The 15,224-nt window shown below is 42.7% G+C and carries 13 protein-coding genes and 2 pseudogenes; 14 read left to right on the plus strand and 1 reads right to left on the minus strand.

Annotated elements, in window-relative coordinates; genetic code table 11:
* Positions 1 to 95 precede the first annotated feature (95 nt).
* From AACX33_RS18685 to AACX33_RS18695, 3 genes and pseudogenes are all read left to right on the plus strand, one after another.
* Positions 96 to 939: pseudogene (locus tag AACX33_RS18685) on the plus strand (Rpn family recombination-promoting nuclease/putative transposase).
* A 263-nt stretch (positions 940 to 1,202) separates the two neighbouring features.
* Complete coding sequence (locus AACX33_RS18690) at positions 1,203 to 1,394, plus strand: DUF433 domain-containing protein (RefSeq protein WP_194003736.1); 192 nt, start codon at positions 1,203 to 1,205, stop codon at positions 1,392 to 1,394.
* 222 nt (positions 1,395 to 1,616) lie between these two features.
* Positions 1,617 to 2,168, plus strand: a complete 552-nt coding sequence (locus AACX33_RS18695; RefSeq protein WP_194003734.1) for a tyrosine-type recombinase/integrase — start codon at positions 1,617 to 1,619, stop codon at positions 2,166 to 2,168.
* Positions 2,169 to 2,516: 348 nt separating this feature from the next.
* Here AACX33_RS18695 and AACX33_RS26540 read toward each other — a convergent pair.
* Positions 2,517 to 2,780, minus strand: a pseudogene (locus AACX33_RS26540) (TnsD family Tn7-like transposition protein); the annotation flags it as partial.
* 1,180 nt (positions 2,781 to 3,960) lie between these two features.
* On the opposite strand from AACX33_RS26540, the gene AACX33_RS18700 reads away from it, so the two are divergent.
* From AACX33_RS18700 to AACX33_RS18750, 11 genes are all read left to right on the plus strand, one after another.
* On the plus strand, positions 3,961 to 5,148 hold the full coding sequence (locus AACX33_RS18700; RefSeq protein ID WP_227789176.1) for a LuxE/PaaK family acyltransferase: 1,188 nt from the start codon (positions 3,961 to 3,963) through the stop codon (positions 5,146 to 5,148).
* A 70-nt stretch (positions 5,149 to 5,218) separates the two neighbouring features.
* Positions 5,219 to 5,605, plus strand: a complete 387-nt coding sequence (locus tag AACX33_RS18705; protein ID WP_194003732.1) for an iron-sulfur cluster assembly scaffold protein — start codon at positions 5,219 to 5,221, stop codon at positions 5,603 to 5,605.
* 295 nt (positions 5,606 to 5,900) lie between these two features.
* On the plus strand, positions 5,901 to 7,067 hold the full coding sequence (locus AACX33_RS18710) for a cysteine desulfurase family protein (RefSeq protein WP_194003730.1): 1,167 nt from the start codon (positions 5,901 to 5,903) through the stop codon (positions 7,065 to 7,067).
* 27 nt (positions 7,068 to 7,094) lie between these two features.
* On the plus strand, positions 7,095 to 8,795 hold the full coding sequence (locus tag AACX33_RS18715; RefSeq protein WP_194003728.1) for a fatty acyl-AMP ligase: 1,701 nt from the start codon (positions 7,095 to 7,097) through the stop codon (positions 8,793 to 8,795).
* A 135-nt stretch (positions 8,796 to 8,930) separates the two neighbouring features.
* A complete protein-coding gene (locus AACX33_RS18720) occupies positions 8,931 to 9,218 on the plus strand; it encodes an acyl carrier protein (RefSeq protein WP_194003726.1) in 288 nt (95 codons plus the stop codon).
* Positions 9,218 to 10,300 (plus strand): flavin-containing monooxygenase, encoded by a 1,083-nt coding sequence (locus AACX33_RS18725; protein ID WP_194003724.1) that lies wholly within the window; start codon positions 9,218 to 9,220, stop codon positions 10,298 to 10,300. The genes AACX33_RS18720 and AACX33_RS18725 overlap by 1 nt, the downstream gene beginning before the upstream one ends.
* An 18-nt stretch (positions 10,301 to 10,318) precedes the next feature.
* The gene (locus tag AACX33_RS18730; RefSeq protein ID WP_194003722.1) at positions 10,319 to 10,843 is read left to right on the plus strand and encodes an SRPBCC family protein; all 525 of its coding nucleotides are present in this window, start codon (positions 10,319 to 10,321) and stop codon (positions 10,841 to 10,843) included.
* A gap of 88 nt (positions 10,844 to 10,931) precedes the next feature.
* A complete protein-coding gene (locus tag AACX33_RS18735; protein WP_194003720.1) occupies positions 10,932 to 12,248 on the plus strand; it encodes an HlyD family efflux transporter periplasmic adaptor subunit in 1,317 nt (438 codons plus the stop codon).
* 32 nt (positions 12,249 to 12,280) lie between these two features.
* Positions 12,281 to 13,480 carry an ABC transporter permease DevC gene (devC, locus tag AACX33_RS18740; RefSeq protein WP_194003718.1) on the plus strand — a complete coding sequence of 400 codons (1,200 nt, stop codon included), beginning with the start codon at positions 12,281 to 12,283 and terminating at the stop codon, positions 13,478 to 13,480.
* A gap of 12 nt (positions 13,481 to 13,492) precedes the next feature.
* On the plus strand, positions 13,493 to 14,173 hold the full coding sequence (locus AACX33_RS18745) for a DevA family ABC transporter ATP-binding protein (RefSeq protein WP_194003716.1): 681 nt from the start codon (positions 13,493 to 13,495) through the stop codon (positions 14,171 to 14,173).
* A 412-nt stretch (positions 14,174 to 14,585) separates the two neighbouring features.
* Entirely contained in the window at positions 14,586 to 15,089 is a 504-nt protein-coding gene (locus AACX33_RS18750; protein WP_194003714.1) for an HNH endonuclease, read from the plus strand.
* The last annotated feature ends 135 nt before the right edge of the window (positions 15,090 to 15,224 follow it).

The raw sequence follows: 15,224 nt of genomic DNA on the forward strand, positions 1-15,224 counted from the left end.
TTTAGTTATAACTTTGTGTATAAAAATTAAATATATGGCTGTTTTATTTTGATGATAAAATACCTAGTAAATAATCAATATATTGCCATATTTAAGTGAAACGCGACTCGATTTATTACCAAATTTTTAAGCGATTTCCTGGGTTAATTTTTGAACTGGTTGATGACCGTCCTGAACAGGCGCAGAACTACCGATTTGAGTCAGTTGAGGTGAAAGAAACCTCTTTATGCCTCCTTCGTCGGCAAGCTGCGCTAACGCATTGATGGGGTCTTTTTACCTCCAGAGGGTGCAACACCCAGAGTTATCTTTTTTGCAGAAGTTCAATTCCAGAGCGATGAAGGTTTGTATCATCGGTTTTTTACCGAATCAATGATGTATTTGAACCGGAATCGGTCTGAATACGATGACTGGTACTGTGTGGTAATTTTCCCATCACGCTCTTTAGAACCAAGCGATACAAGAACTCATCGCATATTTTTAAACAGCGACCAAGTGCAGCGCATTTATTTGGATGAGCTAGGTAATCCTAATACTCTGCCAATAGGCATCAATTTAATTCAGTTAACAATCGCCTCAGAGAAGGGGATGGCAGAACAAGCTCGTCTATTAATTGAGCGGGTACAATTAGAGTCAACGGATGCACTGCCGAAAAACGAAATCATAGATATTATCACCACGATTGCTGTTTACAAGTTTTCTTCGTTGAGTAGAGAGGATTTGGTTGCTATGCTGGGACTAAGTTTAGAGCAAACAAGGGTTTATCAGGAAGCGAAAGCTGAGGGTCGGGAAGAAGGTCGGGAAGAACAGAAAGCTGAAATGTTGTTTGCAGCTGTGCCACTGTTACTAAAAACAGGGATGAGTGTAGAACAGATTGCTCAACAACTCAATGTTGATGTAGAAGCTGTCCGGCTTGCTGCACAGGAGAACACACAGAAGTAAGCGCACGGGAGATTGGCGTTTACAAGTTTACGATGCTTAATGAGGGTAAAGTCGTTGGACTCCCAATGAGTTAAGAATCCCCCGCATTCTATGCGTGGGGAGTGTCAAGTAAGTTTTATGTCCAGTTGATTTCGGTATAGACATAGTATAGACGTTAGTGCAAACTGCCGTTGATGGTTGACATTGAGTGAAAATCTGGGACGGCTGGACAGCGTTGATATTACTCTTTGGTCATTGATAGCAATGCTTGAAGAAGGGGGATAATGAGTCAGTCAGCAATTATTACTGCATCGCCAGATGTGATGAGTGGTACGCCAGTCTTCACAGGAACGCGAGTGCCTGTGCAAACCCTGCTGGATTATTTAAAGGCAGGGGAGTCCATTGATGATTTTCTAGAGGGATTTCCCACAGTGAAGCGAGAACAGGTGATTGCTGTTCTGGAAGCCGCAACATGAGCCAATCCTATTGATGCGGATTATACCTCCAATTGGTCATCGTGCTGCAAGCATAAGCAAGTTTTATCAGTCAACGACAGAATGCGGGTTGTAGCGATTGCGATTGATAAGTTGGATTTGATGGCTTGTTGTCGCTTTCGGGGTGACAACGAAGGTACAATACTTTTAGTCCCTCGTTACACGATTTAGGAATAACGTGTACCCCCCTAGAAGGTAGTCAAAATGAAGGTTAGCGGCAACGGACAAGGCAAAATATTAAGCCAAGAGGAATTGAGGCGATTGTTCACTGAAGGATTACTCACTTCCCGCGATCGCGCTTTGTTTGGCATCTGCTTGTTCACTGGTTGTCGCGTGTCAGAAGCTTTGGCTCTCAAAAAGACTGATATCAAATCTGGAACCATCACTTTCCGCAAGTCTACCACCAAAGGTAAGCACAAAACTCGGATTGTAGACATCCCTCCAGGGTTAGCAGCAATACTGGCGGAGTACCAGCCCCCAGGGGAGATGATGTTTCCCGGTATGCGCGGTGTGACTGAACGGTTGACTCGGTTTATGGCTGATAAGATTTTACGGGCTGCTTGCAACCGGATTGGGGTGGAGGGAGTTAGTACGCACTCGTTTAGGCGAACGGCTCTCACCCAGATGTCGAGCGCGGGCATACCTTTGAGGACTATTCAAGAAATCTCTGGTCACAGCGACCTGGGGACGTTACAGCGTTATCTGGAGGTTACGCCTGAGCAAAAGCGCAAAGCTGTTTCTGTGATTGGGTTTTAGATTCTATATTGGAATGGCACTAAGATAAGCCGAAAGCAAGTTGAGATAAGGGTTTGAATGATTGAGGGTGAGCAAGAAAGGGTGGAGTGATGAAAAGCATTTAATTCGCGGATATATTCCGCGAATTAAATGCCCGTTTTGGCACAGTCTAGCCAAATGCAGCTGTACGTTTAAAATAAAGTCTTGAAATTTCAAAGACGTAAAAGCTTGATTTTACGTGTCTATCTCTGTAACCAGGAAATAATAAAGTCCTAAACTTTGATGAAGAGAAATACCGACACTACAGAAGTCTACAATAATAAAGTCTTAAAATATTACATAAATCGAAGCTCGGTATAGCATTTCTAGCTATTGTGTCGTTTCCATAGGAAATTGAAAAAATGCTTCGGCTGTAAAACCCAAAAATTGCATAAACAGCAGATGGTGAACAGGATTACAAGTGCTTTGAGGTTGCAGTAACTTAAACAACCAACAAATCTGAGGATTTGGAAGTTCAAGTGGACATTTAAGTTGTTGTAGTAAATCAGAACAGTAGTGCTGCTTAAGCAAATTTAATAACTCCATCTCCCTGTCCAGACGATTTTTGTTAGCACCAAATCGTTGAGAGATGAGATAAAAGTATCGCTTTAAGGGGGTAAATGAGCATCCATTCCGAAACTTACGCTAAGGATTTGATGACCTGTTTTCAACATCATTTTCACCTACGAAAAACCTGTACCAATTGAAGCCTCTAAAATTTAGGAGCCTCAAACCACTGCTGTGCCGTATTAAATTGTTGCACCAAATAATATAGAGGTTAATTGGTACATTGAAAATTGACAAAAATATTGATTGGCAGAATGCCTATCCAGCAAGGGTTTCAGCCTTAGCGTTATTTTCTGTACCATTGCTCATCTGACCCCCTTCCCCCAGGGTAAACCCTTCTTTCCATCGTCCTCTCACGCCCAGTCGCGTCACAGCTTTAGTCTTGCGACGACCGGAACTAACAGAGCCTAATGAGCGTGAAGCAATCGCAACGGTTTTGTCGATTTTACATTCTGTTACATAGCGGAAAATTTTAGCACCCACTTACTTATTTGACTACTGTTAATAAGTAGATTACAGTTACTAACAGTTTATACTTGTGTATTATCAATACCTTCGCCAATTTACTAGGGAGAGTTGATTATGCATTAACCATTAATTCCCATTTCTTTGACGCTGGGCAAAAACAATAGGTCATAAAAATTCCTTCAAGGTTTCCCACAAGGGGTTTTTAACGTATTAACCGCAGTATAAGGGTTTGAGATGAAAAACTACCTTTTTAGCGAAATGCCTACGTATGGGTAATTTTGCCAAAATCGTTGTAGCCTCTTATTTTGGCAAAGGTATTGATTATAGCAAGTTTTACTTAGGAGGCGCAAAAGCTAAATACTTTTCCACCGGGGTTATTAATACCGCTAGTCCCTGTCTCCCCCCCCCCACACAAACAATTTTTTGGTCTTTGCAGTCTCTGTGAAACTCGACACCACCATAAATTGAGAGAAATAATTATTTGATTCCGAAAAGGAACCGCTAGACACTGTAGTTGATCTTGCTCGCGATGCGTAACGTCAAACTACCCACTGTATCAGTGGTCAAATGGCTGACTTTTCTGTAAAAAGAATCAGCATTCGTAGAAAGATTGTTGCATAAAGTTCGGCGGCCAAATCTAAAAGCATAGATGCGTGGCAAGCCCATCTCAACTACAGCAGTTCTGACGACTTCGTTAGCAGTTGCTAATCAATATCAGTAGCAGTGAGGAGCTAAAAGTGTGATTGACTTATTTTCAACCTTGAAAGAAGAAGGCTTTGATCCAATCAAAGTTGCCCTTTCTTCTGTTAGCGAATTGTATGCGATGCCAGACTCAAAACTGCTCGCATTTAAGACATCCTTGATTAAGAACTCGTTTGCCTTTCACTATAGCAACAATGAGTTCTTCAGGGGTTCCTGTAATGATAAAGGAATTACGCCCGATTCCATTCAAACGCCTGAAGATTTGGTGAAAATTCCGCTGGTTCCTATTAGTATTTTCAAGTCTGCCAATAGTCACAAATTGTTATCGGTAAGCCTAAGTTCGATTGAAATGGAAATGCGTAGCACGGGTACTTCTGGCATTCCAAGCGTTGCCCGTCGTTGCTCAGATACAGTAGATTACGCGGTTTTAGGTGTCTATGCTATGTACCGCGAATTCTTCAAAATTTCTAAAGGGGCTGGATTATATTTATGTCCCTCTACAGAAGAGATTCCAGAAATGGGCATGATTAAGGCTCTGAATATGCTGGCTGGCTTGCTGGATACTCATCGCTTTATGGTTAAAAAAGATCGATTTGTACCAGAAGAAGCCTTGATGCAGTTGAATGAATGGTCTAACAAATTTGATCGGCACGTTATTGGTCCACCTTTTATTATCCATCGCTTTATTAGCTTCCTGAAAGCGACTAACCAAAAGGTTCAACTCGACAAAAATAGTTATGTAATTACCCTAGGTGGATGGAAACGCTTTAGCGGTCAGATGATTTCCAGAGTCGATTTCAACAATGAATGCATGGAATATCTTGGTGTTGAGAAAAGTCAAATACGAGATATGTATGCGCTTGTAGAATCGAATGTTGTAGTGATCGATGATGAGCATGGTGTCAAGCATGTTTCTCCATTCGTTCATTTCTCTGTACGAGATCCAAAACAGTTGGATAAGGAAGTTGCAATTGGTGAAACAGGGCAATTGGCGATCTTAGATCCTCTTGCCATCTCCACTCCGGGATTTATTCTAACTGAAGACTTAGTAAGACTGCTCCCAAAAGAAAATAAATCTTGGCGAAGTGGTCAACGGCTACAGTACATTATGCGCTTGCCTGAATCGAGCGAGTTTGGGTGTTGTGCTGTCAATCTTGATAAACAATTGGATGGTTTAGAAGCTGGAAAAGCGAACAACACCACCTGTCCTGTAGTTTCTGCTTAGTCTGTGCAAACTGTTCACCTAAAAGGTAGGTAAAGCATCAATTTTCCCTGTCCCTTATTAAGCTAAAACTATGTACAATGACATTATCATTACGAACTTTTCTGACCCCAAACATAGTGGTGAAATCCAGAATCCGCATCTTGAATTGGAAGTAGGAAATTCTGTTTGTGGTGATCGAATTAGGATTCAGATGGCAATGGAGGGTAATCGAATTACAAGAGGAGTGTTTCAAGCTTGGGGTTGTGCTACTTCAATTGCTACGGCTAATATTTTCTGTTCTTTGATTAACGGCAACGAGATCGAAATGGTAGTCAATTATGACAGAAGTGAACTTGATACAATTTTGGGGAAGTTAGAACCCTCGCAGCATCATTGTCTCGATATTCTGCACGAACTTCACGATAAGCTGAAAGCAACTTTTACTAATAATAGTTCGGACAAAATTCAGCAGCTATGATGCCGTAGGGAAGGAAGTTTTATTAGCTCGACTTTATCCAAAATTAAGAACTTAATTCCTCAAGTCTCTTTATAGGGCAAGAACCCCTAGCTTCTTGGCAAAAACTTTTTCTATGTCACTGAAGATCAGTGACATAGAAAAATTAAAACTACTGCCCTATATAGGTTTCACGATTAGCGGGGATTGAATTTAATGGAGATTGAGTTCAAGTCGAACTTGGAAATAAATCGTTCAATCAGAGGTCATTGAACTAGGTAGCTTGTAGCTTGTCATTGAAAAGTTTAAGGAGAACCGAATGATTTCAGGGTATTTCGACTATAACGCCACTACTCCAGTATCAGATGACGTAGCACAGGTAATGAAGGAAACTATAGATTTATTTGCTAACCCTTCTGGTATTAACAGGTATTCAGCAGCCAACAAAGATATACTAAACCGTTCTAGAGAAAATGTAGCGCGGTTATTAGGGACAGAGGCGGCAAAAATATTTTTTACATCTGGTGGATCTGAAGCAAATAATTGGGCGATTAAAAGTACGTTGCTTCAACACTTTAAAACACCTGGACATATTATCACTACTGCTATTGAGCATCCATCAGTCCTGAATACTGTAAAGTATTATGCTGAAAAGTTTGGATTTGAGGTAACCTTCGTATTCCCTCAAGCTAATGGTGCTGTAGCGATTGATGACATTGTCAGCACCATACGACCTGATACCCAGTTGGTGTCAATGATGCATGCCAATAACGAAACCGGTGTTATCCAACCTGTGGAAGCCATCGCTCAAATAACACGTCAGAGGAATATCAAGTTTCACGTTGATGGCGTCCAGGTAATTGGTAAACGCAGAGTGAATGTTGAGAAACTCGGTATAGACTATCTATCTTTTTCAGGACATAAATTTCATGGGCCAAAAGGAATTGGTGGCTTGTATGTAAGAGATATAGAAGGGTTTTCTCCTCTCATTCATGGTGGTGGTCAAGAAATGGGTTGGCGCGCCGGAACTGAAAATCTGGTTGCTATTGTTGGCTTGTCTAAGGCTGCTGAAGAAGCTGATTCCAATCTTGACCAATGGGATGCCCATAATTGGGAATGTAAAAGGTATCTAATGAAACTTTTGAATAAATCTCGTATCAATTTCAGGTTCAATGGATTGACTGAGTACGAGAACAGTATTTCCAACACATTAAATATCCTGATTCCTGGGGCTAGGGCTGAAGCATTGGCGGCTTTGATGGAAGTCAAGAGTGGAATCATCGTGTCCATTGGTTCAGCCTGTAGCAACAACAAAACTAAAAAACTCTCTCATGTACTAGAAGCAATGGGAATGAGTGAAAGGGAAATTCAAGGTTCGATTCGTGTCAGCTTTGGTCGTTTCACAACACTAGATGATATACAGAAATTTGTTCAATCCCTTGAATCCTGTACCAGTCAGCTTTTGGAAATTAGTCTTGTAGCGTGATAGCGAAGGAATTTGGAAATAGGTTGTATGGAAAATAATCACCAACTGTTATGTGATGTGATTTTTGAGCATGCGAAACAACAGGGTGAATCCCTAGCATGTATTTTTCAACCCTACGGAGTTGAAACTGCACAAAAGCTAACTTACCGGGAATTGCACGAGCTTGTATTCCAACGTGTTCAGCTTTTACTTCATCGAAGATACGTGGGTCAACCCATTGCACTGTTGTTTCCCAATGGTCTTGATTTTGTCATTAATTTTCTGGCCTGTCTTGCCTCTGGAGCCATCGCAATTCCTCTAAATTTGTCTCGTAATGCTCAGCAAATGGAACGTACGGTGGCAATTCTAGATGATGCTGGAGTAGAGACAATTCTGACAACGTCTGCTACAAAAATTCAGCTAGAGCAACAACTACAAGAAATACCAGAATTATCTGAAAGAAGTTGGATCTGGATAGATGAATATCAATCAGCACCAACAGACATCGCATTACCCATCCTGAACCCAGACATGCTGGCTTTCATTCAATATACGTCTGGCTCAACCAGTTTGCCTAAAGGGGTAATGGTTAGTCATTCCAATATTGTGGATAATCAAAAAGCCATTCAGGAAGCCTATAACTATCACAAAGGACTGATCGGAGGGGGATGGTTGCCGCAGTTCCACGATATGGGGCTAATCGGGCAAATGTTACAACCGTTGTTTCTGGGTGGAACATATATTTTTATGCCACCCATGAACTTTGTTCAGCGTCCGCTACGCTGGCTTGAACTCATTTCCCACTATCGTCTTCATAGTTCCGCATCTCCTAACTTTGGTTATGAGCATTGTGTCAAGTTTATCAAGGACAGTGAAGACCTTTCGCACTTAGACTTGAGTTGTTGGAAAGTGGCTTTAAATGGCTCCGAGCCGATCAATCTTGATACAATGGAGGCTTTCTCGGCTAAATTTCAGCGGTGTGGTTTTGATCCAAAGGCTTTTTCACCCTGCTATGGTCTAGCTGAGTCTACGTTGTTTGTGTCTGGTACTGCCCAAGGCGCAGGTACACAGATTTTAACCTTGGATAAGAACACATTTGATCGTGGTGAGGTACAAGAAAGCAGTGATGGAGGAAAAACCCTCGTTGGCTGTGGTTTGATCAGTTCTCATCTCCAGGTACGTATTGTTGACCCCGATAGTACTGAGGTATGTGAGCAGGGGAAAATTGGTGAAATTTGGGTATCGGGAGCGTCAGTCGCGCAAGGTTACTGGAAGAACGAAGAAAAAACGGAAGAGTGTTTCCATGCACAACTAAAGCACCCCGATGGTAGACACTACTTACGGACTGGAGATATGGGGTTTATTCATGAAGGAATACTCTTTGTTACAGGACGCATCAAGGAGATGTTAATTATATGCGGACGTAACGTTTATCCTTATGACATTGAGCATACTTGTAATAGTTACAAGTATGCATCAGGAAATAATGGTGCTTCTGTTTTTACGATTGATGTTGGTAATGAATCAAAACTAGCAGCGATTGTAGAAATACAGCGAAAGCTTTTTAATGAATGTGACCATCGCGAGTTGATCAAAGATTTGCAGGAAGCTGTTATGGATCGTCATAATATTGTATTTGACCAATTGGTATTGGTGAAACCAGGTACTATTCCAAAAACAAGTAGTGGTAAAATAAAACGAGCTGCCTGTAGAAATCTGATAATTTCTAATGGGTTTAGTCAGAATTAGTTCAATCTCTATCCATGAAGTTCTTAGGGGATCGCCCAGAGATACACTTTCTCATGGTTAATTCTCAGTCCTTTGATAGCATTTCTTAATTTTATTGCAGATTAAGTCTCTTTAATGACAAAGGAAGAAATTTTAATGACAACTGAGTGTGTAATCAAAAATAACGATGCTCTTGTTGAGAAGTTAATTGAGTACATTTCTGCAAAAGTACCCGGTTTTTCATCTACAGAGCATCTTGACAATTCGTTCTCTAGTTTGGGTCTTGATTCCGTTGCCCATGTAGAAATTACTGCTATTATCGCAGAACATCTTCAGGTAACGATTGATCCTGCATTGGCCTTCGATTACCCGACTATTAACTCTTTGATTAATTACTTACAGCAAAATTTTACACAGGCTATTGAACTGAAGGAGGAAGGTTAATGCTGAATTCTGATTGCGTGATTATTGGTGCTGGGCAGAGTGGTTTATATGCGGCCCATCTGCTTAATAAACGAGGTATTTCTTACATTGTTTTAGAGCGAGAGCAGATTGGGCAGGTCTGGCATAATCGCTGGAAAAGTATGAGATTATTTACGTCTCGACAGTTTTGCGGACTACCTGGGCTGCCATTTCCTGGAGATCCCAATGGCTTCCCAACTGCGAATGAAATGGGGGATTATTTGAAAGCATTTGCTCATACCTTTAAAGTATCCACCCGTGAGAATTCTGAGGTTGTCAGCCTTACGAAAGAACAAGACCGATTTATCGTTACCTTAAAAGATGGCGATCGCCTATCAACAAAGTCAGTTATCAATGCAACAGGTTCAAATCAAGTTCCTCACATTCCGTCGATTAGCACTGGTCTATCAGATGATGTGTTGCAGTTGGATGGCACTCTCCAAAGTCTGACGCTTGTCCCAGAAGGTAGTAGGGTCGTGGTTGTGGGTGATGGCGCGACAGGGCGTCAGATTGCGGGTGGACTTGCTAGTGTATGCAAGGTTACATTATCAACTGGTAAATCTCGCGGTTTACCTCCAGGTACTATCCTTGGTAAGGATATTTTCTGGTGGCTTAACAAAATTGGAATATTAGTTGCTGATAAACGTAGTGTGGTAGCCAAGATCCTCCAACGGCGTAACCCAGTTCCTTGCGGCAACTTTAACAATCGAAACCTCAAGAAAATGGGAGTTCGTATTGTCGGAAAAGCACAAGACTGTTCAGGACAAACCGTCTTTTTTGAACAAGGGGAAAGTGCTGATGCTGATGTTGTCATTTGGTCAACTGGTTATCGGGATCACACAGACTGGCTGAAACTACCCCACTGCATTAATGAAGCGGGCTTTATAGAAGAGTATGGTATAACTCCGGAGCCTGGGCTATTTGTTCTTGGACGCAAATGGTTGAGTTGTCGTGCCTCAGAGTTAGTTATGGGACTTCCGAAAGATGCTGAGTATGTGATTTCTGCGGTTGAGAAGCATTTGAAAACCTCAATCAATCCAGAAAAACTTGTTGTTAAAAAGTAGCAGAGGAAAAATCTAGACATGGGCAGACCACAAATTCTCAGTCAGCAATACGATGTCAACCTAAAAATCGATAAGTTAGAGGGACAAAGACGACATATCTTGGCCAAAATCGAAATTCCTTACTCTCTAGAGCAAGTATGGCAAATCATCACAGACTACGAATCTTTTCCTGAATTTATTCCCAACATGACTCAGAGCCGCCGCATAGAGCATCCTACCGGAGGTATTCGCTTAGAACAGATTCGGACAAAGAGCTTAGCGGGGATCAAGGTGTCTGCTCGTTCACTTGTCGATATCAGGGAAACTTATCTTTGTGAAGTTCACTATCAGTTGATTGAGGGTGACTTAAGGGAGTTCTCTGGCTTCTGGCGGTTAGAAACAAAAAGTTCATCGCATTCCCAGCGTGGTGTTGAGCTTATTTATGACTTTTTAGTTTTACCTAAGCCAATTATTCCAGCCCCCGTATTCAACCACTTTCTCAGTAATGATATACCTGCTGTTTTGTTGGCTGTTCACCAGCGAGTAGAAAGCTTGTTTGGTTGAAGCCTGTATCTTTTGATGGACATAGCATGGTTAACCATCAATATTAATCCTCGTATCGTCAGTATCAATTGTAGGTATATCCCAAGTAATGAGTAGTGTAATTTCTAATCCAAGTTCAAGCAAAGCGAAGCGTTGGCTGTTCGTTTCAGGCTTAGTTGCAATGACAGTAGTGGTGGGATCGGTACTGACGATACGACATTTTTGGGGAAGTGAAGTTCCGAATGAAGTGGAAACACCTACACCCTTATTAACAGTCAGTGCTCTGGGACGGTTAGAGCCATCAGGGGAAATTGTGCAGGTAGCGGCTCCGGCTGGAACGGCTGGGGCAAGATTGGAGAAGTTGCTGGTCAAAACAGGAGATCGAGTAAGAGCAGGACAGATACTAGCAGTTTTAGATCTACAAGAAAAGTATCAAGCAGCAGTAGAGCAGTCCCAGAGCCGAGTGCGAATTGTGGAAGCCCAGTTGGCTAAAGTAAAGGCGGGTGCGAAACAGGGAGAAATCCAGGCACAAGCTGCCCAGGTGGAACAATTGCAGATTGAGCGGGTAAATCAGATTACAGCACAACAATCCAAGATTAACCGCATCCGTGCCAATTTGCAAGGAGAGGAGGCAGCAAAACAAGCAATGGTAAAACGCTGGGAAGCTGAGTATCGTAATGCAAAGACGGATAGAGATCGATTTGAGCAGCTTTATAAAAGTGGTGCTATTTCGGCATCACAGTACGATAGTGCCAGACTGAAAGCAGAAACTATAAAACAGCAGTGGGCAGAAGCCGAAGCCATGCTAAACCAAATTCGGACTTCAGGTCAGGCAGAAATAGCAGAGGCTCAGGCAACACTGGAGCGAATTCGAGAAGGACAGTTCAAGAATATTAAGAGTGCTGAAGCGACTCTTGATGGGATTGTGGAAGTACGCTCGGTGGATATCCAGATTTCCCAAGCCGAGCTTACCGAAGCAAAAGCGAATTTGCGTCAAGCTGAAGCAATTTTGGAAACTGCCTATATTCGGTCGCCGCAAGCAGGACAAGTGCTGAAAATTCATACCCGTCCAGGGGAAACTATTCGTAGTATGGGTGATCCACTGGGAATTTTGGATTTAGGGCAAACGCAGCAGATGGATGCGGTAGCTGAGGTTTACGAAAGTGATGTAGTTAAGATTAGACCTGGGCAGAGAGTAACCGTTCGAGCCACATCAATTGCTCAAACGTTGCAAGGAACAGTTACAGAAATCGGGCATATTGTACAACGGCGAAATGTTATCAACACAGACCCTACTGCGAATATTGATGCCCGCATTGTGGAGGTGCGGGTGCAGCTTGATGAAAAATCAAGTCAGAAGGTAATGAATCTAACTAATTTGCAAGTAGAAGTGTCAATAGACTTGGGACAGGAGGGAGTTCAATGAACCTCTCTCACAAGCCTGAATCTACAATTTCAATGAATAGTACCACTGCCCCAAAACCTCTTAATCTCTGGCAACGCTTTCGGCGTCGAACGCCTTTGGGATGGCTGCAATTGAAGCATAAACGTGGGACGTTCATCCTAGCAATTTCGGGAGTTGCTTTTGCAGACATTTTGATGTTAATGCAATTAGGGTTTCAGGGGGCACTGTTCCAAAGTTCAGTGCGGATTCACGAAACCTTAAATGCGGATATTGTGCTGAGCAGCCCACAAATACGGAATATGTTGTATCCTAACGAGTTCTCGCGGCGACGGCTGTACCAGGCATTGGATGTTCCAGGAGTTGCATTGGTCAATCCACTTTATGTGGTATTGGCAACTTGGAAGCATCCTACAACGCATAAACAAGGCATGATGCTATTACTGGGTGCTGATCCCAGTCAAAAGTTTATTAACCGACCGGATATTAATCGAAATCTTGATGAATTGAAAATTCCAGACACATTACTCTTTGACCAGAATACGCGAGGTGACTACAAAGCAATGCTGGCTGATTTTGCCCAGAACAAACCCGTGACTACGGAAATCAAAGGGTACAAACAGCATATTCGGGGTTTATTTGCGATCGGTTCCTCGTTTGGTGTAGACGGTAGTTTGGTGACCAGTGCGGAAACGTTGCTACGGCTCTATCCTCAACGGGGAGCTGGCAATATAAGTCTAGGTCTAATCAAAGTTACTCCTGGCAATGACCCAAACCAAGTTGCCCAAGCCTTGCGGCATCATTTACCCGATGATGTAAATGTGTACACTTTACAAGAATTTGCCGATTTCGAGAAAAACTACTGGGCGACCAATACCCCTATTGGGTTTATCTTTCGCCTAGGTGTGGCAATGGGCTTTATCGTAGGCGTAATTTTGGTCTACCAAGTGCTATCCACGGATGTCAATTCCCATCTTCAGGAATATGCAACCTTCCGAGCGATGGGTTATCAACAGCGTTATTTATTGGGAATTGTGTTGGAGGAAGCAGTAATCCTAGCGGTACTGGGATTTATCCCCGGTGTGGCTATTTCCAGTCTGTTGTACTATCTAACGCGAGAGGCAACGAGGTTACCAATGTACCTAACCGTTGCCCGTGCAATGGGGATACTAATCACGACAATTGTTATGTGCTTGATTTCCGGTGCGATCGCTACGCGGAAACTTCAATCTGCCGATCCTGCTGATATTTTCTAAATTTGAACCTCTATGGAATATGCCATTGATATTCGTCACCTCAATCACTACTTCGGTCACGGCAATCTGAAAAAGCAGGTATTGTGCAACATCAATTTGCAGGTCAAAACGGGGGAAGTCGTAATTCTGACTGGTCCATCAGGATCAGGAAAAACAACATTGCTGACGTTAGTGGGTGGTTTGCGGGCTGCTCAGGAAGGCAGTATCAAGATTCTTGGTGAGGAACTCTGCGGCTCCAGTGCAAAAAAGTTGGTCTATGCTCGTCGCAACAACGGCTATATTTTCCAGGCACACAACCTGCATTATAGTTTGACTGTACAACAAAACGTTATGATGGGACTAGAGGTACATCCCAATTGCAGTCGTGAAATGATGCAGCAACGCGCTAAGGAGATTTTGCAGCAGGTCGGTTTGGACGATCATATTGATTATTACCCGCATGATTTGTCTGGAGGACAAAAGCAACGGGTGGCGATCTCGCGGGCGTTAGTCAGTCGTCCACGTTTGGTTTTAGCTGATGAGCCGACAGCTGCACTCGATAGTAAATCTGGTCGGGCAGTGGTAGATTTAATGCAGGATCTCGCACAGGAGCAAGGCTGCACGATTTTGCTGGTGACCCATGATAACCGAATTTTGGATGTAGCAGATCGGATTGTGCATTTGGAGGATGGGGCAATCTCTTCTAGGTATTGAGCCGAGATGCGCGACGTGAAAGTTGTGCGTAGAGGCAGTAGCCTATTTTACTGAGGAGCCGTCTCCTCCTGGGGTTCCTTCCCCTCAGTCCCCACATAAAAGGGGTAGTGTTACGGAAAATGTCACCAGGGGCAAAGTAAGAATAAAGTACCGAATTTTATTGAGGAGTTGGAACTTTATCCACTTTGATTCTGGTTCAGTGAGTAAAAAGGGTTGAACACTCCATAATTTTCGCTCTTTAGTTCCGACTCCAATTTAAATCGGAACTTTTTAGCAATGGTAAGCGATCGCTAGATCCAATCATCTTAAAAACTGAAACGGTTGCATCGTAATACTTACAGACTACTTTGCCCCTGGTGACAGCTTCCGTAACTTTACCCCAAGCAAAGAAACATTTTCTACGCTTGACCACATGGTGTATCAAAAGCTCTCCAGATGGGCGAAGCGTCGTCATGCCAAGAAATCAGGGGCATGGGTATCCAGTAAGTACTGGCATACGATAGGCGGAGACAATTGGGTATTCTCAGTAACCAAAGATGGAAAAGTAGCAGAAACTTTAATTAACCATGCTAGCAAACCAATTGTTAGACATATCAAAATTAAGGGTAATGCATCCCCATTCGACGGAAACCTGAAATATTGGAGTGCTAGAAGAGGAGAACACCCCCTAGTTCCTAAGAGAGTTGCAAAGCTTTTGAAAGAACAGAAAGGTAAGTGTTTGTACTGCGGATTGTATTTTAGAGAAGACGATTTAATCGAAGTAGACCATATTATCCCCAAGTCACAAGGCAAAAAGGATAGGTACGGCAACCTCCAAGTATTACACCGTCATTGCCATGATAGCAAAACTGCTCAAGACAACCGAGACTCAAAGCTTTGGGGAAGTACCCCCGCTGAAGAAGAGTGGTTGGGATAGTAGTTAGAGGTTCCTATGACAAAGGTCAAGTCATTGAGGAGCCGTGTAAAGCGAAAGTTTTACGCACGGTTTTGAAGACCAACGGGTCGGGTGACCGATTCGTTGAGTTTAATACCATTGCTCATCTGACCCCCC

Source organism: Nodularia sp. LEGE 04288, from assembly GCF_963896525.1.
In the GTDB taxonomy this organism is placed as follows: Bacteria; Cyanobacteriota; Cyanobacteriia; order Cyanobacteriales; family Nostocaceae; genus Nodularia.

Coding starts and splice junctions, on each gene's coding strand:
- AACX33_RS18715 (WP_194003728.1), top strand. CDS start 7,095: ATGGAAAATAATCACCAACTGTTATGTGATGTGATTTTTGAGCATGCG.
- AACX33_RS18720 (WP_194003726.1), top strand. CDS start 8,931: ATGACAACTGAGTGTGTAATCAAAAATAACGATGCTCTTGTTGAGAAG.
- AACX33_RS18695 (WP_194003734.1), top strand. CDS start 1,617: ATGAAGGTTAGCGGCAACGGACAAGGCAAAATATTAAGCCAAGAGGAA.
- AACX33_RS18730 (WP_194003722.1), top strand. CDS start 10,319: ATGGGCAGACCACAAATTCTCAGTCAGCAATACGATGTCAACCTAAAA.
- devC (WP_194003718.1), top strand. CDS start 12,281: ATGAATAGTACCACTGCCCCAAAACCTCTTAATCTCTGGCAACGCTTT.
- AACX33_RS18750 (WP_194003714.1), top strand. CDS start 14,586: ATGGTGTATCAAAAGCTCTCCAGATGGGCGAAGCGTCGTCATGCCAAG.
- AACX33_RS18690 (WP_194003736.1), top strand. CDS start 1,203: ATGAGTCAGTCAGCAATTATTACTGCATCGCCAGATGTGATGAGTGGT.
- AACX33_RS18745 (WP_194003716.1), top strand. CDS start 13,493: ATGGAATATGCCATTGATATTCGTCACCTCAATCACTACTTCGGTCAC.
- AACX33_RS18725 (WP_194003724.1), top strand. CDS start 9,218: ATGCTGAATTCTGATTGCGTGATTATTGGTGCTGGGCAGAGTGGTTTA.
- AACX33_RS18735 (WP_194003720.1), top strand. CDS start 10,932: ATGAGTAGTGTAATTTCTAATCCAAGTTCAAGCAAAGCGAAGCGTTGG.
- AACX33_RS18705 (WP_194003732.1), top strand. CDS start 5,219: ATGTACAATGACATTATCATTACGAACTTTTCTGACCCCAAACATAGT.
- AACX33_RS18710 (WP_194003730.1), top strand. CDS start 5,901: ATGATTTCAGGGTATTTCGACTATAACGCCACTACTCCAGTATCAGAT.